The sequence below is a fragment of the Flavobacterium sp. Sr18 genome (genome assembly GCF_011064265.1).
Lineage (GTDB): Bacteria > Bacteroidota > Bacteroidia > Flavobacteriales > Flavobacteriaceae > Flavobacterium > Flavobacterium petrolei.
Window position 1 is genome coordinate 1,490,470 of record NZ_CP049329.1, and the last position, 23,673, is coordinate 1,514,142.

Sequence of the window (23,673 nt, forward strand, 5' to 3'; positions counted from 1 at the left end):
TCAATTTCAATATTTTCCTGCGATTGCAATTTATTTTTGATAGTGAATCTGACTTCTATTAGCATAGACGATTGACAATGCAAAAAGGTTGCATCTTAAAAATAAATTTTTTGATTTTAAAATTAAAAAAAACAAAAAACTCAATAAAATCAGTTGTTAACGAGAGATAAATATTTTAAAAAAAAGTTATTTTTTTCTTTCAATTACATAATTTACCATCAAAATCAGCGCGTCTTTAAACTCCGAGTCTGTATAATTATCCAGCAATAAAAGTGCTTCTTGCTGAAATTCAACCATTTTTTGTTCTGCGTAAAGCAAACCGTTATTGTTTTTTACAAAAGCAATAACTTCTTTGACACGTTTTTTATCTTTATTATGGTTTTTAATGGAATTGATAAGCCATGTTTTCTCTTTTGAAGTACAGGTATTCAAGACGTGAATAAGAGGCAGTGTCATTTTTTGTTCTTTGATGTCAATCCCGGTTGGTTTCCCAATAGCTTCATCGGTATAATCGAATAAATCATCTTTTATTTGAAAAGCCATTCCGATGAGCTCTCCAAATTTCCGCATGTTTTCTACCTGAACTTCATCTTCGATAACGGATTTTGCACCAAGAGCACAACAAGCAGCAATAAGAGTCGCTGTCTTTTTCCGAATGATTTCATAGTAAATATCTTCCGTGATGTCAAGTCTTCGGGCTTTTTCAATTTGAAGTAATTCGCCTTCACTCATTTCGCGTACAGCGACAGAAATAATTCGGAGTAAATCAAAATCTCCATTATCTATAGAAAGTAACAATCCTTTGGACAATAAATAATCCCCAACCAAAACAGCAATTTTATTTTTCCAAAGTGCATTTAGAGAGAAAAAACCTCTTCTGCGGTTGCTATCATCCACTACATCATCATGAACCAAAGTCGCAGTATGAATCAGTTCGATAACACACGCTCCACGATACGTTCGTTCATTTACAATTCCGTCAGAAACCATTTTAGCCGTCAGAAAAACAAACATAGGACGCATTTGTTTCCCTTTTCTATTGACGATGTAATACGTGATTCTGTTGAGTAAAGCCACTTGCGAAGTCATCGATTCATAGAACTTTTTTTCAAAAAGTTCCATTTCATCGAAAATAGGCTGTTTTATTTGTGAAGTAACATTCATTAGAATTCAAAGATACTCTTTTAAATAAAATAGTTAAGATATATTTTAACATAGAATTTAAAACTGAAATGATTTTTTTAATTAATTTTATGTGAAAGACAACGCAAAATTGAATAACCTACAAACAATTTTTGTTTTTTAAATCTGTACAAATACTTAATATTCCCCAATTCGTTAGAAACCGTTTTATTAACTCTAAAACCTTTAAAATTATTAGAGGATCACCCCGCTGTTTTAAGCATATAATAAAATCAAATAATACAATTGGATTACCTTCAATTATTAGTATAAATTAAAAATTATATATCATGAAAACAAAAATTTTATCAGGTATGGCATTTATAATGCTAAGTTTTTTTATCAGTTGTGATTCCAATAACAATAATGATGATAATGATCCTAATCCGTCTCCGGTCCTCACAACAGCGGATGTAGCGAATGAATCAAAAATTGATGTCGCAATAGATGATGTAGTATTCATTGTCGAGGATCAATACACCACTCAACAAAATTCAACCAATAAATCCAGTGCCACTTCAAAAGGTTTTTTACCCACGTGCGCAACCATAACAACAGTATTAGCAGACGGAATTTGGACTAGAACAATTGATTTTGGGACAGCAGGTTGTTTGCTCCCAAATGGAAACATGGTAAAAGGAAAAATCATCATTAGTTTTTCTACTGATTTTACCAGTCCCATAAGAACCATTTCCTATACTTTTGTCGACTTTTATCACAACAATAAACTTCTTCAAGGAAACAAAACAATCACTTACGAATTGAAAAGCACGGCCTTACTAGCGGAGGTTCATCCCGTAATGACTTTTACTGTTGATATGAAAATCACCTTCGATGACGGTAAAATTTACACAAGAACAGGCACTAAAGTTAAAGAAGCCGTTGAGGGAAATGGAACACCGCTTATCTGGGATGACAATGTTTTTTTGGTTACTGGAAACAGCACAACAACTTTACCTGAAGGAACCATCATAGTAAAAACAATAACCACTCCTTTGCGTTATGTAATGACTTGTAATTTACCATTTCCAGTAAGCGGCGTTGTTACTATAACTAAAAATGATTCTGAGGGAGTATTAAATTTTGGAAATGGAGTGTGCGACAATCTCGCAACGCTAACAATAAATGGCGTTACAACCGAAATTACTCTTCAAAAATAGCCGCTGTATTTAAACCAAAAAGCATTAAGACGTTTTATATCTTAATGCTTTTTTTTATGCTTCTTTATTGGCGAGTTGCCCGCAAGCAGCGTCAATATCTTTTCCGCGGCTACGACGAACTTTCACCACGATTCCGCTGGCTTCAAGTGCTTTTATGTATGCATTTATAGATTCTTCCGAAGCTTGTTGAAATTCTCCATCATCAATAGGATTATATTCAATAAGATTCACTTTGCAGGGAACGTATTTGCAAAACTTCACCAAAGCATCTATGGAAGCTTTATTGTCATTGATATCTTTCCAAACGACATATTCGTACGAGATTTTGCTTTTGGTTTTTCGGTACCAATACTCTAATGATTCGCGTAAATCTGCCAAAGGAAAATTAGCACTAAACGGCATAATTCGAGAACGAATTTCATCGATTGCCGAGTGTAATGAAACGGCAAGTTTGAATTTCACGTCATCATCCGCTAATTTCTTAATCATTTTTGGCACTCCCGAAGTCGAAACCATAATACGTTTAGGAGACATTCCTAAACCTTCCGGAGAAGTAATCATTTCGATTGCTTTCAACACATTATTATAGTTCATAAGCGGTTCGCCCATTCCCATGAAAACAATATTCGATAACGGATGATTGTAATACAAACGGCTTTCTTTATCAATGGCAATTACCTGATCATAGATTTCAGCCGGTTCTAAATTACGCATTCTTTTTAATCGTGCTGTAGCGCAAAAGTTGCAATCTAAACTACAACCTACTTGACTCGAAACACAAGCTGTTGTTCTTGTATTTGTAGGAATCAAAACTGACTCGACCACCAAACCATCATGTAAACGAACCGCATTTTTCACAGTTCCGTCCTCACTGCGCTGCATCGTATCCACTTTGATGTGATTGATGACAAAGTGCGTTTCCAGCATAGTTCGTGTTCCTTTGGAAACATTAGTCATATCCTCAAAACTATGTGCGCCTTTACTCCATAACCATTCATACACTTGATTTCCACGAAAGGCTTTATCGTCATTAGCAACGAAAAAATCACGCAGTTGTTCTTTTGATAAGGCTCGTATGTCTTTTTTATCGATTTCCATGGTGCAAAGTTAGTAAGTATTTTGAGGTTTTCGTTATTTGTGAATTTGGTTATTTGTAATTTTGTGAAAAATTTAAAATAATGCATTTCATTTCCCAAGAATTAGAAGACTACATCGAGCAACATTCTGAAAAAGAACCCCCTTTATTGGCGGCTTTAAACAAAGAAACCTACCAGAAAATTCTGTTGCCGCGAATGTTGAGCGGGCATTTCCAAGGTCGGGTTTTGAGTATGTTGTCAAAATTGATTAGACCTGTGAATATTCTGGAAATTGGAACGTATACCGGATATTCAGCATTGTGCTTGTGCGAAGGTATGCAGGAGAACGGACAATTACACACGATTGACATCAAAGAAGAATTAGTTGATTTTCAGCGCAAGCATTTTGACAAATCCCCCTGGGGAAAACAAATTTTCCAACATTTAGGAGAAGCAGTTGCCATTATTCCAACACTGGACATAAAATTTGATTTGGTTTTCATTGATGCCGATAAAGAGAATTATCTCAACTATTTTGAATTGATTGTTCCAAAAATGAACAAAGGCGGAATAATATTATCCGACAATGTTTTGTGGAGCGGTAAAGTACTGGAACCGTTGAACCCAAAAGATTTGAGCACAAAAATATTATTGGAATACAATCAATTGCTGGCAAATGATCCTAGGGTAGAAACCGTTTTATTGCCTATTCGTGATGGTTTGACGGTGAGTAGAGTGTTGTAAAATCAACTGTTCATTTCGAAAACAACTGCCTAGCCCTGATGGGAGCGGCATCCTTTTTCTTGTTATTCTGACCCAAGGAAGAATCACAAGAAAAAGATACAGCGTAGAGCAGGAAATGGCTCCTAATCCCTTGCCCGTAAGGGAAAATACTTTTGTTGGGCCATTTTGTATACTTTATACATCAAAAAACCCGAGGTAAATCCAAATAAATAACCTGATAAAATGTCTAATGGATAATGCAATCCGAGATAAATTCTGCTATAAGCAAAGATGAAAGGCCATAAAAACAACAGCCAAAAATATTTGAAATACTGTCTTAAAGTAAAATATAATAATGTTGCAACAGCCATTGAATTCGAGGCGTGACCTGAGAAAAAACTAAAAGATCCTCTGAATTGAACGATGCGTATAAAGGATTTTATTTCAGGATTATTACACGGTCGCAAGCGTTGAAATCCGTTTTTGAATACATTGGTCATTTGATCTGTAAACGTGACCAATACCGCTACAAATAGCAGTAAGTAGAGTGTTTGTTTTGCTCCAAGTTTTTTGAAGATCACATACAGCAAAAGTAAAAAAAGAGGAATCCAGTTGCTTTGTTTAGTAATGAATGACCACAAACCATCATATTTTTCTGATCCCAAACTATTTAAAAACACAAACAATTCCGTATCTAATGAAAGTAATTTTTCTACCATTACATCTGACGTTTTATAGGCCCTGTAATGTCTTCTATTACCTCTTTAGTAGTTTCAATAGGAGCGGTTGTATCTGCCAATAAACTGTCTTTGGCTTTATTAATTTCTGAAGTAATGTTGCCGGTTATATCAGTAAATTGAGATGTATCGCCCAACAAATTTTCCTTCGCTTTATTGATTTCAGAGGTAATATTCCCCCTAAAATCGGTCAATGTTTTCGCATCGAATCCGTTTGCCTCAGCGCCTTTTTGAATTTCACTTTTAATGTCATTCGTTGCGTTTTTCAATTGCGCCATTGCTTTACCCATGGTGCGGGCTATTTCAGGAACTTTATCAGAACCAAAAAGCATAAGCACTATAAACATGATAAAAATTAATTCGCCTCCACCTATACCAAACATATTTTTTGTTTTTGATTGTTACAAAGATATTAAATTTTGAATCTTTGACTTTTAATTTTTTCATAAAAAAAAGACTCTTTTCAGAGTCTTTTTTACAAGTTTTATTTTTTAGTCAAATTTAGATTTCACTTCTTCTTTCGGCCAAGTATTATTGGTCAGATCAATATCAGCAGTTTCTAATTTTGGATCCACTTGGATTTTTTTGATTGCTTTTTCAGTCGCATATACTTTCTTAGCGGTATCATTGTTTTTTCTCCAAATTTGAGCTGGATATTTGAATGACTCTTTTGTATCATCTTCGTAAGTTAACTCAACAATAAGCGGCATTAACATTCCTCCAGGTTTATTGAACTCTACTTCGTAAAAGTATTTTGGAGATTTTATTTTTGTTTTTTCATCCGCTGTAAAGTTTTTATTTACATAGTCCGCTAATAAATTTACATCCGCAATTGCTAATGCTTTCTTTTCTTTTGCAGATAATTCTTCGCTAGTTCCAGGAACTAAATACACGAAAGGTCCTTTTTCCTGTCCAAAACGTCCTCTTCTTACCGTTGCATCCTTTAGCTCTTTAGTAGCCGTTTCAGACACGTAATATTGTTTAACTTCTTTAACACCGATATCTACAAAATCAGTGGAGTAAAACCATCCTCTGAAAAACCAGTCTAAATCTACTGCCGAAGCATCTTCCATCGTTCTAAAAAAGTCTTCCGGAGTAGGATGCTTGAATTTCCATCTGTTCGCATATACTTTGAACGCATGGTCAAACAATTCTCTTCCCATGATTGTTTCTCTAAGAATATTCAAACCAGTTGCCGGCTTACCATAAGCGTTTGCACCAAATTGAACTATTGTTTCAGAGTTAGACATAATAGGCTCCAAGAATTTTTGATCACCGCTCATGTAAGGAACAATTTTGCTCGCAGGACCACGACTTGAAGGGAAGTTTGTTCCCATTTCCTGCTCAGCCATGTATTGCATAAAAGTGTTCAAACCTTCATCCATCCAAGACCACTGACGTTCATCAGAGTTTACAATCATAGGAAAGAAATTGTGTCCTACTTCATGCACTACTACTCCAATCATACCATTTTTAATACGATCACTAGTCACTCCTTTTTCGTCAGGACGACCGTAATTCCAGCAAATCATTGGATATTCCATACCCTGATCTTCCGCAGATACTGAAACCGCTTTTGGATAGGGATAATCAAACGTATGTGCAGAATAACTTTTTAAAGTATGCGCTACAGTTCTTGTCGAAGTTTCTCCCCATAAAGGATTACTTTCTTTAGGATAAACTGAAATTGCCATTACCGTTTTCTCACTTAATTTAACCGCCATGGCATCATAAATGAATTTTCTTGAAGTGGCAATTCCAAAATCTCTAACGTTCTTAGCGCTGAATTTCCATGTTTTCTTCTTATCAGAGAATCCTTTTTCATTTGCTTCAGCTTCCGCTTGTGTTACAATAACAACCGGATTATCATAGGATTTCATTGCAAGTTCATATCTTTTGACTTGTTCCGGAGTAAACACTTCGCTTCTGTTCATCAATTCTCCTGTTGCTTCCATAACGTGATCTGCAGGCACAGTGATATTTACATCAAAATTTCCAAAAGGCAATGTAAATTCTCCCGTCCCCCAAAACTGCATATTCTGCCATCCTTCTACATCATTATAAACTGCCATTCTAGGATAGAATTGAGCAATCACATATAATTTATTTCCGTCTTTTTCGAATAATTCATATCCTGAACGACCGCCATCTTGTCTGTAATTGTTGATATTGTAAGACCATTTGATTGCAAAAGAAAATTTCTCTCCAGGTTTCATTGGCGTTGCCAAATTGATACGCATCATCGTTTGATTAATCGTATACGACAATGTGTTTCCTTTTACATCCTTCACGAACTCAATGTTAAAACCACGCTCTTGCTCTTCTTTCAAAAATTTATTAGCAAAACCTCCCGCTGGAAAAACCTGCTCCATTCTCTGGCTTTCCGCCAATGGAGTTTGTGAGTTTTTAGCAGCTTGATTTTGGTCTAACTGCACCCATAAATATTCTAAAGTGTCCGGAGAATTATTATAATAGGTAATGGTTTCCGAACCACTTAATCTTGAATTCTTGTCGTCAAGCTCAATATTTATTTTATAATCCGCTTGTTGTTGGTAGTAAGCCGGACCTGGAGCTCCTGAAGCCGTACGAAACATGTTAGGCGTGGCTAACAAATCATACATTTGACTAAATTTGTTCGTGTCGTACTTTCCGGTTTGTTTTGGTGTTACCGGCACTGTTTTTTCCTGTGCAAATAACAATGCAGGAAAAAACAATAATAAAGATAATTTTTTCATAGGTGGGAATCTGGTTGTTTCAATGGGTGAAAATAATAATTTTAAGCAGATACATCTACATTTATTAATATTTTAACATTCCCTTGGATGTGGATTCCGTAAAAAGCAATGTGTTTTTGACTCCAGAAACATTAAAATGCATGATATTTTGTTGCTCTGAATTACCTTCAGTGATTACAGCATTATAAATTTCTAAGGAATTTATTTTTTGAATTTCTTTCATGCTAAAGTAACAAATGAGCACATCGCCTTCCATTTCTTTGCTCAAAAAATGTATCGGTTTGGTCTGACCGTTTACTTTGATATAAAATTTTTCGCTGAAGTATTTTTTCAAAAAATTTACATCATCAACAGATTCATTTTCTGAACCTAAATTGATTTTCTTGCTGTACTTTTTTCCAACTGCAATATTCAAATCATCTACAAAGATGCGAGTCGTTATCTGAAGCATTTTCTTTTCAGGGGCGTAATTCACCTGATACAAAGCCACATAAAACTTATGTACACCAAAAGAAGTTAATGTTAAAAATAGTAAACCAAAAAAAGTGATTAAGATTGTTTTTTTCATTCGAAGATTCTATTTGTTTTTTATCGGAAAATGCTATCGCCATTCTTCAATCATATTTGTATTCTGGAATCATGGCGATTTCATTTTTGCAAAGTAGTAATTCTTTTAAACTCTTCGTTCTTTGTGATTAAAAAATCAATTAGTAAAAACTCATCTTCTTCTTTCAAAAGATTTTTTGATTTCGGATCACTTTCACAATAATCCAGAAAAAGACTAATTTCTTCCGTTTTCAACTTCAAGGTATTGGTAAAAAAATAGCGATCTAACCCTTTAGAAACGACATCAGAAAAATCTGCTTGAGCATTTAACCCTGCCTTTTCATCCGAATCTTTTTTAAAGACTTTGGAAACCATTTTAAATATTCTAACAAAATCCATTCCGCTTTCTATGGTTCCATCTGAAGGCATTGTTCTGTTTATCGGTGAAGATTTCGCATCATCCGTAAATTGCGTATCCACGATTGACTGAGAATTGCCGATAGCAGGCTTTATGTCCATTTTACCTTTTACAATTACTTCTTTCAAAAGTGTAGTTTGCGCCTCTAAATTGATTACAAACAGCGTTTTTAAAAAATCCTTTTCTTGAAGTACGATTTTTTTAGACTTAAAAAAAGGACTTGAAACCAGCAACGTATCTTTGGCTTTCGCCAAAATATCAAAAAAACCTTGATTGCCGATGAAGGTTCTTGTTTTCGAATTCAAATTAAAAACGTAGCCATTGTCTACCAAAGCGGATTCATTTACAAATTGTCCGTGGAGTGACTTTCGAGTTTCAATTTGCCCAAAAGAAAGTTGGCAAAAGAAAAGGAAGCACATTATTTTTATTTTAGTTTTCATCTGAAATTGTTTTACTGTAATTAATTTAGACATCTAACCCTCCGAGAATAAATAAAAACCTTCTCCAGCATTATTTGTTTGTGTTGTTTTTCCGTTCGTTAAATTTAAGATATTTATTCCATTTACGCCTACAGAATCTAACCTGATTTTTCCTTTTACCAGCTTTTCATCGAGAGTTTGTCCAAAAGAAATTTGGCAAATCATAAAGAACATTTCCCTTAAAATGTTATTTATTTTCAAGCGCTATAATTTCGTTATAATTCTCAGCAAGTTGCACGATTAAATACATAATCAATGTTTTGTTCTTTGCTCGCAACGCATTTGCAAACACACCATCATCAACACAATAATACTGAAATCCTTTGATATAATCCGACGGAATCCGCAAGGTTTCTGTGTAATATTTATCTTCAAAAAGCACATCAATTCTTGCCAAAAGCTGTTCTTTCTTTTCTACAATAATTTCCTTTTTCAACATGGCTTTTCTCCCGGATATCGTATTCAATAGCCCGTCAATTCCGCCACCAGAAGTTGCTGTGTATAATTTCCTTTCAGAAGGTGTGTATTTCTTTTGACCGTAGGGAATAATTCCTAAACTTTCCGCGGTAATAGATGATTCATTCACTATTACTTCTTTCAAAATAATACTTTTAGGAATCATCTGGACCGTAATAACTTCCCCTAACAAATCCTGTTTAGTGATTTTCCGGCGAAGAGCCTCTAAATTAACGGCTGTGAATACTAGAATATCGCCTTCTTTTACGGGGATTGTAAAAAAACCATTAGCATCTGAAACCGTTGCTTTTTCTGTTGATACATTTACAACGTTAATGCGATCCACTGCAACAGAATCTGAAGTTATTTTTCCTCGAATTTCCTTCGTATTATTGGTCTGCCCAAAGGCAACCTGAACCAACAAAAGGATTACAAACTGTAGCGTATTTTTAATTTTCACCGGCAATTATTTCTTTATACTTCGTAGCTAATTCTCCTATCAAAAAAGTGGTCATTGTTACATTTTTAGATTTCAGAACCGTCACAAATCGTTCATTTTCGATACTGTAATATTCGAATCCTTTGACATATTCAGAAGGTATTTTTAATTTACTCACAAAGTAATCGGCAGTAAACAAATTCTCTAACTGTCTTAAATAGGATTCTTTCTTTTCAATCTCAACTTCTTTTTTCAACATCTTAGTTCTTCCCGAAATCCAATTTAACAATGGATCCGCCGAAACTGATCCTCCCATCATGCTACCCGCATTTGCTGAAGCATTAAGATCACTGGCCGTATACAATTTGCGTTCAGCCGGAGTATACGTTTTCTGACCTCTAGGAATAATCCCTAATGAAGATGCATTAATCCCATTTCGAACAATCACTTCCCGCAATTGATTCACTATTGGCGTGACTTTCACATAAAGAACTCCTTGTTCAAAATCATCCTGAGTCAACAGCAATAAAGTCTCTTTGAACTGCGGCGCAGTAAACAGCAATGTATCACCAGCAGCTGCCTGAATAAAAAAATTACCATCACGATCCGTAATTGATGCCTTTTCTGTTTTTTTGTTTATAACATAAATACCTTCCAAAACTGAAACATCAGCAGTTACTTTTCCGTTCAATTTTCTTCGGGACGCATCTTGTGACCAAACATTTGTTATAGTAAAAGCCAAAAATAAGTACAAAATTCTAATCATCTCTTTAATAGCCATTATTGACACCTCGTAAAAGTATCTTAATGCATTCCAAATTAAGTACTAAAGACTTGGTAAAAAAATGTTAATTAAAAATTTGAAATAAAAAAGACCGATTTAATATCTTTAGCACAAATTATGCACCAAAAATGAAAAACATACTAATCGCAAGTACCTCAACACTTGCAAACGAGAATTATCTGGAGTATTTATTACCGGAATTGACAACGCATTTCCAGGATTGTGACACGATTCTTTTTATTCCTTACGCCAGACCTGGCGGTATTTCGCATCAGGAATACACTGCAATGGTTGGCTTGGCTTTCGCCAAAATAAATAAAAAGGTAATTGGAATTCACGAATTTGAAGATCCCGCAGAGGCGATAAAAAATGCCGAAGGAATTTTCACAGGAGGCGGAAACACTTTTGTTCTCGTATCACAATTATATAAGAATAATGTGATGGAAACCCTTTCGGAAGTTGTAAAAAATGGGACTCCGTATTTAGGAACAAGCGCAGGAAGCAACATTTGCGGACTTACGATGCAAACGACAAACGACATGCCGATAGTTTATCCGCCAAGTTTTAAAACGCTTGGATTAATTCCTTTCAATTTAAATCCGCATTATTTAGATCCAGACACTTCTTCAAAACACATGGGCGAAACACGAGAAACCCGAATTAAAGAATATCATGCATTTAATACTGTTCCGGTTTTAGGACTGAGAGAAGGCAGTTGGCTAGACGTAAAAGGAGATTCAATTACTTTGAAAGGCAATTTGAAAGCACGATTATTTAGACAAAATCAAATTCCTGAAGAATTAGAACCTGGAACTAAATTGAATTTTGTAAAATGATTTTACAAAATCTCCAAAATAAAAAAAGCCGAAACAATTAAGTTTCGGCTTTGAAGAGCGAAAGACGAGGCTTCCCGTATCTCTTCGTTCACGGGATATCCCGAAACTTCGGGACTCGCACAACCTTAAAATAAAAAACCTCAAACAAAAGTTTGAGGTTTTAGAGCGAAAGACGAGGCTCGAACTCGCGACAACCAGCTTGGAAGGCTGGAGCTCTACCAACTGAGCTACTTTCGCATTATAACAGTAAAATAAGATTTCAAAGTGAATTTGAAACTTAGAGCGAAAGACGAGGCTCGAACTCGCGACAACCAGCTTGGAAGGCTGGAGCTCTACCAACTGAGCTACTTTCGCATTAACAACGGTGCAAATATAATTAATAACTTTGCTTCAATGCAAGTTTTTTTCTTAAAAAGTCTCAATCTTACCTCTTAAACCTTTTTTAAAAAAGAGGATTCAAATCATAAAGAATTTAATATGAAAATATTATACCTTTATAGGACACAAAAAAATCTTTGAAAAAATAATGCAAAACATCAAACAAATAGTTGCTTTGGATGCATTTTCGGTACGACTTCCTACACTTCGGATGGAAGAATCGCTAGAAAGTTGTCGTCTTGACGGCCATATTTTAGCAACAGCTGTTCATTTTGGTTGATATAACTCTGAAAATCTCTTGGGAGTAGTTCCCATATTTGAAGTAAAGAACATGCATTCACACATGAAAAAGAGTGCAGCAAAAACAAACCAAATCTAATTTGGTTCAACGCCGGAAAAAGAAGGTTTTATTTTTTTATAGTAAAAGGTCTAGGAATCGAACAATAAAGTATAACATTTAAAGGTATAAATGATGAATAGTACATTTTTGATTGTGATGCTGTTGACCTTCATTAGTTGCAAAAAAGAAGAACTAAAAAGTGAGGTAATCTTGAAAGAAGAGATTGCAAAACCTCATGTGCAACCGGAAGGAAAACCAACCAATATGGACTCCACTTTAGTCCTTTCGTTCCATAACAAAGTACTTACAGATTTTTACACGTCTACGAATTACAGGACAGTTTGGCAATCCGAAGAAAAGAGAAAAATAATTTTAGGAGAACTTATCAAATCAGATGAAGAAGGATTAATCCCCGAAGACTACAACGTAAAAACGTTATTTGATTTCGAAAAAAAAGCAGTCTCTCTAGATTCTGTAGATTTGGCAAAATATGATATTTTACTGACTTCCAGTTTACAAAAATACATCTCACATCTTACTAACGGAAGACTAAATCCTCGAAAATTATATAAGAACTGGGATTTGAAACCAAACGAAATAGATCTAAATACAACAGTCGCCCAATTACTTCAAACCGACTCCTTGGCTTATAAAATAGAGCAATTGAAACCCAATCACCTTATTTACAAAAGATTAAAAAAAGCACTTCAGCAAATTAATTCTTTTCCAAAAGACAACTTTAAATCCATTAAATTCACAAAAATAATAACGCCGAATGATACCAATCCTTCTTTAATCGACATCAAGAAACGATTAATTTATTGGAAAGAATTGCAACCTAAAGATAGTCTTACTACTATTTATGACGAAGAAACGGTTAATGCCTTAAAAAAATTCCAAAGTCGGCACGGTTTAGCCGCCGATGCAAAAATTGGAGCCGGAACCATTGCTTCACTTAATTTTTCTAAAACCCAACGCACACAACAAATACTGGCTAATCTGGAACGCTGGAAATGGTATCCGAAACAAATGGGAAAGGAATATATTATCATCAATATTCCAGATTATAAGTTGTCGCTGGTAAACAATAATGATACGTTGAGAACACACCGAGTAATTGTAGGAAGAGCTAAAAGAAAAACACCAGTGCTGAGTTCTAAATTAACACAAGTCGTTTTTAATCCAACCTGGACGGTTCCGCCAACCATCCTGAGGGAAGATGTAATCCCTGCTATTTTAAGAAGTAGAAGCTACTTAACGCAATCAAATATTAAAGTTTACGATAGTAATGGAAGAATTGTAAGTCCTTACGAATGGCAATTATCTCAGGCCAAAACGTATCGATATGTACAAAGTCCAGGTACTTTCAATTCGTTGGGCATGGTGAAAATCATTTTTCCAAACCGTTTCTCCGTTTATTTACACGATACGAATCACAGGGATTATTTTGACAAAATAGATCGTTCATTAAGTTCTGGCTGCGTCAGAGTAGATAATCCATTGGAATTAACAGAATATATCCTAAACGACGGAGTCAATTGGAACCTGGAAAATATCACAGAAACTTTACAGAATGAGAGAACAAAATTTGTAAAAATCAAAAAAGAAATAGCTTTTCATCTCCTGTATTGGACCGCTTGGAGCGAGAACAACAAATTGATTTTCAGAGATGATATTTACAACCTTGACGCAAATTTGTACGATAAATTACGAAATTGATTTAGCTCCAAATACAGAAGCTCTTGAAGGATGATAAATAAAGAAACACGATTTGTCTTTGATTGTGCTGATAATCTCTTTAGATAATTCAGCAGGAACAGCAGGACAGCCTTGACTTCTTCCTAATCTATGGTTATTTTTGATAAATGAATTGGAAACATAATCTGCTGCGTGCATCACTACACCTCTTGCTCTTGCATTATCATTTACTCCTTTTTCTAAACCGTCTAAACGAAGTGACATTCCGTGTTTACCATTATAAATTTCACCTGTAGCGTAGAAGCCTAAGCTACTTTTATACGACTCTGAAGCATTAGAAAAATTAGAAGCGTATTCTTCACCTGTATTTCTTCCGTGGGCAACCAAAGAGTGAAACAAGACTTCACCAGTCATCAAATCAATTACCCAAAGTCTTTTGGTATTAGAAGACAAACTAAAGTCGATTAACGTTAAAATGTCTTTTTTGATCAATCCTTTATCTTTCAAGGAATAATACCCTTTCAAAGCAACAGCAAAGCTTTCCAATTTTGGCAAAGCAAATTTGTCAGAATGTAAATTATTGTAGGCTATTTCAATTTTAGTCTCAACACTAGTTTCTAACGCCTTAGCATAAATTACTGGTTTAACATTATTTGGTTCAGAGAAACTTATTTTACTTGGAGATAATGAAGCAAGCATAAACAAAACAGTAGGAAGTATCGTATAAATCATTGATTTTCTTTAAGTTATAGATTAATTCGGGGTTGCAAACGTACGCCAATAATTAAGAATCAAATCGTATTTAACAAAAATTTAGTTTTACAATAACGAAAACTACGACTAATTATTGAGTGAATAATCATAAAAAAGGCAATTTCTATGTTAATTTTTCTATTTTTGTTCATATTCAATCCCAATTTATGTCAAAATTATATTCTGTAACTCTATTTTTTTTAATATTCTTTAGTCATACTGCTTTTAGTCAAAAAAAGTCACTTCAAGCAAAATCTATCACAGAAAATATAACAATCGATGGCAAGATTAATGAGCAAATCTGGGAATCTGCATCGATTGCTTCGGATTTTATCATGTTTGAACCTGACAATGGAAAACCGATAAGCAATGATAAAAAAACAGAGGTAAAAGTATTGTATGACAACAATGCCATTTACATATCGGCATTACTTTATGATAACGAACCCGATAAAATTCAAAAAGAAATAACCAATAGAGATGTTTTTGGTGTTTCGGATCATTTCTCCGTTTACCTCAATGGTTTCAATGATGGCCAACAAGATTTTAGGTTTTTTGTAAGTGCGGCAGGAGTTCAAATGGATTGTTTGGCAACAGAGGATTATGAAGATTTTACGTGGGACGCCATTTGGGACAGCGAAGTGACAATTACTGAATTTGGCTGGGTTGTAGAAATGAAAATTCCTTATGCCGCTTTGCGCTTTTCGAAGGCCGATAAACAAACTTGGGGCTTAAACTTCATGCGTGAAATAAAGCGTGATGTACAAAAATATACCTGGAACAGGATTGATACTAAAATAGGCGCTGTTATTCCACAAGCAGGAATTCTTCAAGGAATAGAAAACATTCAAACTCCTACACGACTTTTCCTAATACCCTATTCATCCGCTTATTATCAGCAAAGTGACATTGGTTCAGACACCACTTTAAAAGCTGGATTGGATATCAAATACGGTATCAACGACTCTTTTACATTAGATGCGATTTTAGTGCCTGATTTTGGACAAACAAAATTTGACAACGCAATTTTAAACCTATTGCCTTTCGAACAGCAATTTGCTGAAAACAGACCTTTTTTCACGGAAGGAACTGATTTATTCAGCAAAGGCGGACTATTTTATTCCCGAAGAATTGGTGGTGCTCCAAGCACCGAACCAATCACCAATTTGAACGAAGAAATAACGGATTATCCCAGCACAGTAGATTTATTGAATGCCGTAAAAATATCCGGACGTACAGAAAAAGGCTTGGGAATTGGATTCTTGAACGCTGTTACAGAAAAAACTAAAGCTACTATTTTAAATATTGATACAGGGGAGGTAAGAAAAGAAGTAATTGAACCTTTGACAAATTACAATATTTTTGTCGTGGACCAACGCTTTAATCAAAACTCTTCGGTGACTTTTGTCAATGCAAATACTACCAGAAACGGTGGTTTTAGAGATGCAAATGTTTCGGCATTACTGTTTGATTTAAATACAAAAGCGAACACTTATAATTTATATGGTGACTTTAAATACAGCTCCATCAATACCATTGAAGACTATGATGGATTTAAAACAGAAATTGGATTTGAAAAAACAAGCGGGAAATATAGGTACGGGTTTTCTGGAAAATATCTTTCAGAAAACTACGATGTGAATGATTTAGGAATCAATTTTTATTCTAATTATCATAATGCCTATGGACATGCAAGCTATAGAATTGTGAATCCTACCAAAATTTTTAATACTTTCAGAATAAATGAATATGTAAATTTTGAAATAGACAATACTTCCGGAAAATTACAGACTGGTGCTTTTGGGACAGAAATTAAAGCAACAACATTAAATAATGACACTTTGGAATTTGTAGCTGAACTTTCACCATTCAAAACATTCGATTTTTACGAGCCTCGTGAATATGGAAGATATGTATTTCTTCCAGAAAAAATGATCGCCATACTAAATTTTACGTCAAACGACAACAATCCTTTTACACTAATTATCCAACCTACATTTACAAAATACAATGAGAGTGGTCGAAATAATTATGGTTTTTATTTAGGTCCAAAATACCGATTCAGCGACAAATTTTCTTTATCCTTCGCAGCAGAATACACCAATATGAAAAATGATCGTGGCTGGGTTGCCTTTGATGATACAGGAATTATATTTGCAGAACGCAATCGAGAAATCCTTCAAAACGATTTTACCGGAAAATATGCGCTGAACAACAAAATGACAATTAACTTAACGGCTCGCTATTATTGGTCGTATTCTAAAAATCATGAATTTTTCACCCTGCAAGACAGCGGCTATCTAACTCCAAACACAGCTTACGCACAAAACAAAGACCGGAATTTTAATTCCTGGAACTTTGATTTATCCTATTCATGGTGGTTTGCACCAGGAAGCGAAATCTCAGTTTTGTACCGTAATTATGGTCTACAAAGATCTGACATTGTTGAAAAAAGAGCATCCAAAAACCTCGATAACATCTTCAACAGCGATCTTACAAACGTGCTTTCTGTAAGCATTCGTTATTTTATTGATTACAATTCGGTAAAAAATAAATTTTAATTTTTTCAAAACAAACTGTAACATTCGATTGAAAAGGGAGTCTATTAATCCAAACTACTGTGTGGATTGGTGATTTGTCCCTTTGAAACTATTTTGGTTTTTCTAATTTTGCATCAATCAATCAACAGTTTCATGAAAAATCATTTATTGCTTTGTTTCCTCTTCATAAGTGTCTTTGGTTACAGCCAAAAAAAAACATTACAAACAAAATTCATTTCCGAAAAAATTGAAATTGATGGTAATTTAAACGAACCTATTTGGCAATCTGCTGCAGTAGCAACTGATTTCATTATGTTTGAACCTGATAATGGCAAGGCAATTCCTGAAAACAAAAGAACAGAAGTAAAAGTCTTATACGATAACGACGCCATATATATTGGAGCCATGATGTATGATGACAATCCAGATAAAATTTTAAGAGAAATCACTCAAAGAGATAATTTTGGTACTTCTGACATTTTTGGAGTTTTTATAAATGGTTTTAATGACGGGCAGCAAGATTTTCAATTTTTTGTAAATGCTGCTGATGGTCAGGCCGATTGTATTACAACCGACACCAATGGCGAGGATTATTCCTGGGACGCCGTTTGGAAAAGCAAAGCCGTAATTACAGCTAAAGGTTGGATTGTCGAAATGCGAATTCCATACGCAGCACTCCGTTTTTCTGGTGAAAACAAACAAACTTGGGGACTTAATTTTTTTAGAGAAATAAGACGAGACCGACAAAAATTTACTTGGAACTTCATCGATTCAAAATTGGGAACATTTACCCAACAAACAGGGGTCTTGGAAGGTATTGAAAACATTAAACCTCCTACCCGACTTTTTCTTTTACCGTACTCTTCTTTTTATGTTAATGCTGATTCGAGACAAAAAACATACGGAACACTTAAAGGCGGATTAGATTTAAAATATGGAATAAACGATGCTTTTACGCTGGATATGATTCTTGTTCCTGATTTTGGACAAACAAAATACGACGATCAAATTCTGAATTTAGGACCATTCGAACAACAATTTAATGAAAATAGACCTTTTTTCACGGAAGGAACGGATTTATTCAGCAAAGGAAATTTAGTTTATTCAAGACGAATTGGAGGAAATCCAATCAATTATCCTACCGCAGCTGCAAACGAAGAAATCATTGATAATCCCGCTAGTGTAAACCTTATCAATGCCTTTAAAGTTTCTGGAAGAACCAAAAATGGATTGGGAGTTGGAATCTTAAATGCTGTCACCGAAAAAACAACTGCAACCATCAGAAATAACGACACACAAGAAGTCCGAAAAGAAGTTGTTGAACCGCTGGCAAATTATAATGTTTTAGTTTTAGACCAGCGCTTTCGCAAAAATTCCTCTGTTGCGTTTGTTAACACAAATGTTACCAGAAACGGAAGTTTTAGAGATGGAAATGTAACCGCCTTAGTTTGGGATTTAAATACTAAGAAAAATACTTATAATCTTGCCGGTGATTTCAAATACAGTTATATCAATGGTGTAGAAGATAAAAAAGGGATTAATTCCCAATTGAATTTTTCTGAAACCAGCGGTAAATTTCGTTATGGAGTTGGGGCTGACATCACAACCAAAGATTTTGACAACAATGATTTGGGAATCAATTTTGAGACTAATTATTACAGTCTATATGGTAACACCAGTTATAGAATCCTGAATCCTACGAAGTATTTTAACACTTTCAATGCCAGAATAAACGCTTATTCACAATTTCAAAAAGAAACAGGCAAATTACAAACGGGCAATATTAACTTTCAGATTAATTCGAATACCAAAAAAAATCATTACTTCGGAATAGGTTTCGATGCGAATCCGGTAGAGACCTACGATTATTACGAACCAAGAAACGCTGACAGATACGTCATAAAACCAAGTAAACTTGGAGGTTTTATTTATATTTCAACCAATTACAACAATAGTTTTGCCATTGATTTCAATCCGTCATACGCCGTTTTTGATGAAGCCGGAAGAAATTCTTATGGTTTTTCTCTTGGTCCGAGATACCGTTTTAGCGATAAATTATCATTGAATTATAATTTCAATTTTTTCAGGCAAAACAATAATAAAGGTTACATTGACAGTATTAATGAAGACCTGAATTCAGCTACACCAAATACTATAATTTTCGCCAATAGAAATGTAATCACCTATTCAAATACACTTTCGGGAAAGTATTCACTGAACAGTCAGATGACGTTTAATATTTCGTTACGCCATTATTGGTCCTATGCCGAGAATAAAAACACTTTATCCTTAGAACAAAACGGAAGATTGGCTGATTTTACAGGATACACAGACAACAAAAACTCAAGTTTTTATTCCTGGAATGCTGATTTGTCTTATACTTGGTGGTTTGCGCCAGGAAGTCAGGTTTCTGTTTTGTATCGAAACAATGCTGGTGCTTTTGAAAGAAAAATCAATAAAGAATTTAGAGAAAACTTCACCAATTTATTGAATAATGACGCATTGAGTCATGTTTTCTCGATCAGTGTGCGCTATTTTATAGATTACAATGAAGTGAAGAATAAATTCTAAATGCATAAACCTTAAAAAAGGTAACTTTCCACAACAAAATAATCATTATTTGTTATGCTTAGCCTCTGAATCTATAATAGTGATTTTGATTCACTTGAAGATTTTTAGAAATACTTTATCTTTGCTTAAAATAAATTTGCAATGAATAAAAAAGTAATTCTTATGATTTTGGACGGTTGGGGAAAATCTCCTGACCCAAAAGTTTCTGCTATCGATAATGCCAATGTTCCATTTATTAATAGTCTTTATAGAAATTATCCAAGCGCTCAACTTCGAACTGACGGATTAAACGTTGGTCTTCCTGAAGGTCAAATGGGAAACAGCGAAGTAGGTCACATGAATCTTGGTGCAGGCCGAATTGTATATCAGGATTTAGCCAAAATAAATTTAGCAGTTGCTCACGACACTTTAGCGAAGGAGCAAGTTCTAGTTGATGCCTTCACGTATGCCAAAATACACAATAAAAAAGTACACTTTTTAGGTTTAGTTTCAGATGGAGGTGTACACTCTCATACGTCTCATTTACGCGGCTTGATTGACGCCACACAACAACACGGATTGCAAAAAGTTTTTGTTCACGCCTTTACTGACGGTCGTGATGTAGACCCAAAATCCGGTAAACATTATATACAGGATTTACAGGATTATATCGCTAATACTACCGTAAAACTGGCTTCAGTTGTAGGACGTTATTATGCAATGGACCGCGACAGACGTTGGGAAAGAGTAAAACTTGCCTACGATTTATTAGTAAACGGAATTGGAACACATTCAACAAATGCAGTGGCTTCCATCGAGGATAGTTATGAAGTCAATGTAACGGATGAATTTATTCATCCAACAGTTATGGTGGATGAATATGACCAACCATTGGCCACAATAGAGGAAGATGATGTGGTTATTTTCTTTAATTTCAGAACGGATAGAGGACGAGAATTAACCGAAGTTTTGACGCAAATGGATTGTCATGAACAAAACATGCACAAACTAAATTTGTATTATGTTACGCTGACTAATTATGACGAAACGTACAAAAACGTAAAAGTCGTTTATAACAAAGATAACATTACGGAAACTCTTGGAGAAGTTTTAGAAAAAGCACACAAAAAGCAAATTCGTATTGCCGAAACGGAGAAATATCCTCACGTAACTTTCTTCTTTTCCGGCGGAAGAGAACAGCCTTTTATTGGCGAAAGCCGCATCTTAAAAAACTCTCCAAAGGTTGCCACTTATGATTTACAACCAGAAATGAGTGCATTTGAGTTGACTGATGCTTTAATTCCTGAACTTTACAAAGGCGAGGTAGATTTTGTTTGTCTTAATTTTGCAAATGGCGATATGGTCGGACACACCGGAATTATGAGTGCTGCGATAAAAGCCTGTGAAGCAGTTGACCAATGTGTCGAAAAAGTAATCACGGCAGCATTAGCCCATAATTATACTACCATCGTAATTGCAGATCACGGGAACTGTGAGACAATGATTAATCCTGATGGAAGTCCAAATACAGCACACACTACAAATCCTGTCCCAATTATTTTAGTAGACAAAGATCTTAGAGTAATTCATGATGGAGTTCTTGGCGATATTGCCCCAACTATTTTAGAATTAATGGGTGTCGAAAAACCGGAGGTAATGACTTGTCATTCTTTACTTTAAATAAAACCAATAAGCAATATTTGAATTGAAAGCTACTCCAAACGAGTAGCTTTTTTTATAAATAAAAGTTAAATTTTCATTGTTAATAGCAATACTATTATTTTAATTTATATTTGTATTAAATTTAAATGTATCACTATAATTAATTAAAAACATGAAAAAAAGTATTCTATTTTTAATGTGTATAAGTGTAGGTCTAAGCACTTATTCGCAAGAAAAACAAGTCAAAAAAAACAAATCAAAAAAAATTGAGATTGATTCCGTACAATGGAAAAAAGAACATTACGTCATTAATAGAGATTCCGCTTATGCAGATCCTAGGATTGGCATAAAGAAATTAATGGGCGGAAACAAACGTTTTATTGAAGGGAGAACAATCAAACCAAGGCAAGACATGAATACCATAAAAAGCCTAGAAAACGGACAGGAACCCTTTGCAACAATTGTAGGCTGTTCAGATTCAAGAGTGCCTAATGAAATGATTTTTGACCAAGGTTTAGGTGATTTATTTATCATCAGAACTGCTGGACAAGTATCTGCTGCGGCATCTTATGGCAGCATGGAATTTGCCGTATTAAAATTAAAAACAAAATTAATCGTAGTGCTTGGACACACAGAATGCGGTGCAGTAGCTGCAGCTGTAGAACGCCCCGAGGATGTACCCGGCCACATTGTAACCCTGATTAATGAAATTAAACCCGCGGTGGCAAAATGTGCACATTTACCTGGCAATCATGTTAATAATGCAGTACGACAAAATGTTGTTGACCAAGTTAATAACCTGCGCGACCTAGACCCCATTTTACATAAAAAACACTTAAATGGTGAAATATTAATAGTAGGTGCGGTATACGATATCCACACAGGAAAAGTAGAATTCCTACCAGAAACATTAAACAACTTGCCACAGCCAAAAAAGAATACCAAATGAAAAAAATAATATTTATAACACTGTTGTCACTAATGGGCAGCAGTTTTTTTTCACAAAATACTAGATTAAATGACCACAACCAAATAGGATGGTTAGGATATTTTGGGACATTTAAAGTTTCCAATAAATTTAGCTTGCACTCCGAGTACCAGTGGCGAAGAGACAATTATATTGCTGATAAACAGCAAGGATTAATGCGTGTAGGATTGAACTACCAAACCAATCCAAAATTGCAATTACGATTAGGATATGCCTGGATTGAGACCTATCCTTATGGTGATTTTCCAATAAATGGAATGGGAAGAAATTTTACGGAACATAGAATTTTTCAGATGGCTACTCTCACAGATAAAATATCAAAATTTGATCTTTCGCATCGTTTTATGCTCGAACAGCGTTTCATAGGAAGATATACAAATCCATCAATAAGAGTAGAAGATGACTATCTATTCCTTAATCGTTTACGATATATGTTTCGAATTCAAATGCCTTTAAAAGGAAAAGAAATAACAAACAAAACAACATACATTGCCGCCTACAATGAAATACTTATAGGATTTGGAAAAAATGTAAATGAAAATATATTTGATCAAAACCGAATAGGAATTTTACTAGGTTATAAATTCAACAATAATTTTAGAGTTGAAGGCGGTTATATAAATCAAACGGTACAACTTGGAAGAGAAATAGAACAAAGAAATGTATTTCAAAACAATAATGGATTCATAGTAAACACACTAATAAACGTAGACTTTACTAAAAAAAATTAATACTAAAAAATAATTGATTCTTTAGCTTTAGAAAAGTATAATAAGACATACGCTATTACTTAAAATCAAATTTGTGGAATAAATTTTTGATTGCAAGAAAACCACAATTTATTGGAAATATGGATTCTTAAAACCAAGGATTAATGATGCCCTAAGCTTGATTAGAAAGAGGCTTATATTGTTTAAATTAGGCGGTTTCGAATTTCAAAGAAGAAATTTTTGAGCAATTAATCAACATTTTGCCGCAAAATATTATCATATATTTAAAACATAATTAAGTTAAACTATTAATTTTCAGATATTTACACGAATCTAATTTCATTCTTTGCACATTTTTTTTAATGATAAATCGAGTTCAGGTTAATTACTGAACAAGAAGCAAAAGCATGCGTTTCTTAAAAAAAAGTTAAAATCACATAATCAATAGCATTACTATTAATTATGTGATTACTTTTGTTGAAT

21 protein-coding genes and 2 tRNA genes are annotated in these 23,673 nt (G+C 34.4%); 10 read left to right on the forward strand and 13 right to left on the reverse strand.

Going from position 1 to position 23,673, the window contains the following annotated elements; all coding sequences use genetic code 11:
• Positions 1-186: 186 nt before the first annotated feature.
• Positions 187-1,164, reverse strand: coding sequence for a polyprenyl synthetase family protein (locus tag G7A72_RS06625; RefSeq protein WP_165151894.1), 978 nt, complete (start codon positions 1,162-1,164; stop codon positions 187-189).
• 308 nt (positions 1,165-1,472) lie between these two features.
• Here G7A72_RS06625 and G7A72_RS06630 point away from each other — a divergent pair, with 308 nt between their 5' ends.
• A complete protein-coding gene (locus tag G7A72_RS06630; protein WP_165151895.1) occupies positions 1,473-2,342 on the forward strand; it encodes a hypothetical protein in 870 nt (289 codons plus the stop codon).
• A gap of 54 nt (positions 2,343-2,396) precedes the next feature.
• Here G7A72_RS06630 and rlmN read toward each other — a convergent pair whose 3' ends face one another.
• Positions 2,397-3,440 (reverse strand): 23S rRNA (adenine(2503)-C(2))-methyltransferase RlmN, encoded by a 1,044-nt coding sequence (rlmN, locus tag G7A72_RS06635; protein WP_113665143.1) that lies wholly within the window; start codon positions 3,438-3,440, stop codon positions 2,397-2,399.
• Positions 3,441-3,520: 80 nt separating this feature from the next.
• Between rlmN and G7A72_RS06640 the strand changes: the two genes are divergently transcribed.
• Positions 3,521-4,162, forward strand: a complete 642-nt coding sequence (locus tag G7A72_RS06640) for an O-methyltransferase (protein ID WP_113665142.1) — start codon at positions 3,521-3,523, stop codon at positions 4,160-4,162.
• A 122-nt stretch (positions 4,163-4,284) separates the two neighbouring features.
• On the opposite strand, the gene G7A72_RS06645 is transcribed toward G7A72_RS06640, so the two are convergent.
• The 8 genes from G7A72_RS06645 to G7A72_RS06680 form a co-directional block, all read right to left on the reverse strand.
• Positions 4,285-4,860, reverse strand: coding sequence for a phosphatase PAP2 family protein (locus tag G7A72_RS06645; RefSeq protein WP_165151896.1), 576 nt, complete (start codon positions 4,858-4,860; stop codon positions 4,285-4,287).
• Complete coding sequence (locus tag G7A72_RS06650) at positions 4,860-5,261, reverse strand: twin-arginine translocase TatA/TatE family subunit (RefSeq protein WP_113665140.1); 402 nt, start codon at positions 5,259-5,261, stop codon at positions 4,860-4,862. Before G7A72_RS06650 ends, G7A72_RS06645 begins: the two co-directional genes overlap by 1 nt.
• A 108-nt stretch (positions 5,262-5,369) precedes the next feature.
• Positions 5,370-7,613 (reverse strand): M1 family metallopeptidase, encoded by a 2,244-nt coding sequence (locus G7A72_RS06655; protein ID WP_165151897.1) that lies wholly within the window; start codon positions 7,611-7,613, stop codon positions 5,370-5,372.
• Positions 7,614-7,677: 64 nt separating this feature from the next.
• Positions 7,678-8,181: a DUF6702 family protein gene (locus tag G7A72_RS06660; RefSeq protein WP_165151898.1), complete on the reverse strand. Its 504-nt coding sequence runs from the start codon at positions 8,179-8,181 to the stop codon at positions 7,678-7,680.
• Between the two features lie 80 nt (positions 8,182-8,261).
• A complete protein-coding gene (locus G7A72_RS06665) occupies positions 8,262-9,017 on the reverse strand; it encodes a hypothetical protein (RefSeq protein ID WP_241258586.1) in 756 nt (251 codons plus the stop codon).
• A 33-nt stretch (positions 9,018-9,050) separates the two neighbouring features.
• Positions 9,051-9,221 carry a hypothetical protein gene (locus G7A72_RS06670; RefSeq protein ID WP_165151899.1) on the reverse strand — a complete coding sequence of 57 codons (171 nt, stop codon included), beginning with the start codon at positions 9,219-9,221 and terminating at the stop codon, positions 9,051-9,053.
• 22 nt (positions 9,222-9,243) lie between these two features.
• Positions 9,244-9,972 carry a carboxypeptidase-like regulatory domain-containing protein gene (locus G7A72_RS06675; RefSeq protein WP_241258587.1) on the reverse strand — a complete coding sequence of 243 codons (729 nt, stop codon included), beginning with the start codon at positions 9,970-9,972 and terminating at the stop codon, positions 9,244-9,246.
• A complete protein-coding gene (locus G7A72_RS06680; protein ID WP_241258588.1) occupies positions 9,962-10,732 on the reverse strand; it encodes a hypothetical protein in 771 nt (256 codons plus the stop codon). The genes G7A72_RS06675 and G7A72_RS06680 overlap by 11 nt, the downstream gene beginning before the upstream one ends.
• A gap of 131 nt (positions 10,733-10,863) precedes the next feature.
• Here G7A72_RS06680 and pepE point away from each other — a divergent pair, with 131 nt between their 5' ends.
• The gene (pepE, locus tag G7A72_RS06685; RefSeq protein WP_165151900.1) at positions 10,864-11,571 is read left to right on the forward strand and encodes a dipeptidase PepE; all 708 of its coding nucleotides are present in this window, start codon (positions 10,864-10,866) and stop codon (positions 11,569-11,571) included.
• 164 nt (positions 11,572-11,735) lie between these two features.
• Here the strand turns inward: pepE and G7A72_RS06690 are convergent.
• Both G7A72_RS06690 and G7A72_RS06695 read right to left on the reverse strand, forming a co-directional pair.
• A tRNA-Gly gene (locus tag G7A72_RS06690) sits at positions 11,736-11,808 on the reverse strand.
• 44 nt (positions 11,809-11,852) lie between these two features.
• Positions 11,853-11,925: transfer RNA gene (locus G7A72_RS06695), tRNA-Gly, on the reverse strand.
• 172 nt (positions 11,926-12,097) lie between these two features.
• Here G7A72_RS06695 and G7A72_RS16690 point away from each other — a divergent pair.
• Together G7A72_RS16690 and G7A72_RS06700 are read left to right on the forward strand one after the other, a co-directional pair.
• Positions 12,098-12,229: a hypothetical protein gene (locus G7A72_RS16690; RefSeq protein ID WP_256371166.1), complete on the forward strand. Its 132-nt coding sequence runs from the start codon at positions 12,098-12,100 to the stop codon at positions 12,227-12,229.
• 189 nt (positions 12,230-12,418) lie between these two features.
• Complete coding sequence (locus tag G7A72_RS06700; protein WP_241258589.1) at positions 12,419-14,008, forward strand: murein L,D-transpeptidase; 1,590 nt, start codon at positions 12,419-12,421, stop codon at positions 14,006-14,008.
• Here the strand turns inward: G7A72_RS06700 and G7A72_RS06705 are convergent.
• Positions 13,997-14,719, reverse strand: a complete 723-nt coding sequence (locus G7A72_RS06705; protein ID WP_165151901.1) for a murein L,D-transpeptidase catalytic domain family protein — start codon at positions 14,717-14,719, stop codon at positions 13,997-13,999. The genes G7A72_RS06700 and G7A72_RS06705 overlap by 12 nt on opposite strands.
• Positions 14,720-14,907: 188 nt before the next feature.
• Between G7A72_RS06705 and G7A72_RS06710 the strand changes: the two genes are divergently transcribed.
• The 5 genes from G7A72_RS06710 to G7A72_RS06730 all read left to right on the forward strand — a co-directional run bounded on the left by G7A72_RS06710 (position 14,908) and on the right by G7A72_RS06730 (position 23,211).
• Positions 14,908-17,301, forward strand: a complete 2,394-nt coding sequence (locus tag G7A72_RS06710; protein WP_165151902.1) for a DUF5916 domain-containing protein — start codon at positions 14,908-14,910, stop codon at positions 17,299-17,301.
• Positions 17,302-17,433: 132 nt separating this feature from the next.
• The gene (locus G7A72_RS06715) at positions 17,434-19,851 is read left to right on the forward strand and encodes a DUF5916 domain-containing protein (protein ID WP_165151903.1); all 2,418 of its coding nucleotides are present in this window, start codon (positions 17,434-17,436) and stop codon (positions 19,849-19,851) included.
• 141 nt (positions 19,852-19,992) lie between these two features.
• Positions 19,993-21,510 carry a 2,3-bisphosphoglycerate-independent phosphoglycerate mutase gene (gene gpmI / locus G7A72_RS06720; RefSeq protein WP_165151904.1) on the forward strand — a complete coding sequence of 506 codons (1,518 nt, stop codon included), beginning with the start codon at positions 19,993-19,995 and terminating at the stop codon, positions 21,508-21,510.
• Positions 21,511-21,664: 154 nt separating this feature from the next.
• The gene (locus G7A72_RS06725; RefSeq protein ID WP_206531538.1) at positions 21,665-22,441 is read left to right on the forward strand and encodes a carbonic anhydrase; all 777 of its coding nucleotides are present in this window, start codon (positions 21,665-21,667) and stop codon (positions 22,439-22,441) included.
• Positions 22,438-23,211: a DUF2490 domain-containing protein gene (locus G7A72_RS06730; RefSeq protein ID WP_165151905.1), complete on the forward strand. Its 774-nt coding sequence runs from the start codon at positions 22,438-22,440 to the stop codon at positions 23,209-23,211. Before G7A72_RS06725 ends, G7A72_RS06730 begins: the two co-directional genes overlap by 4 nt.
• The last annotated feature ends 462 nt before the right edge of the window (positions 23,212-23,673 follow it).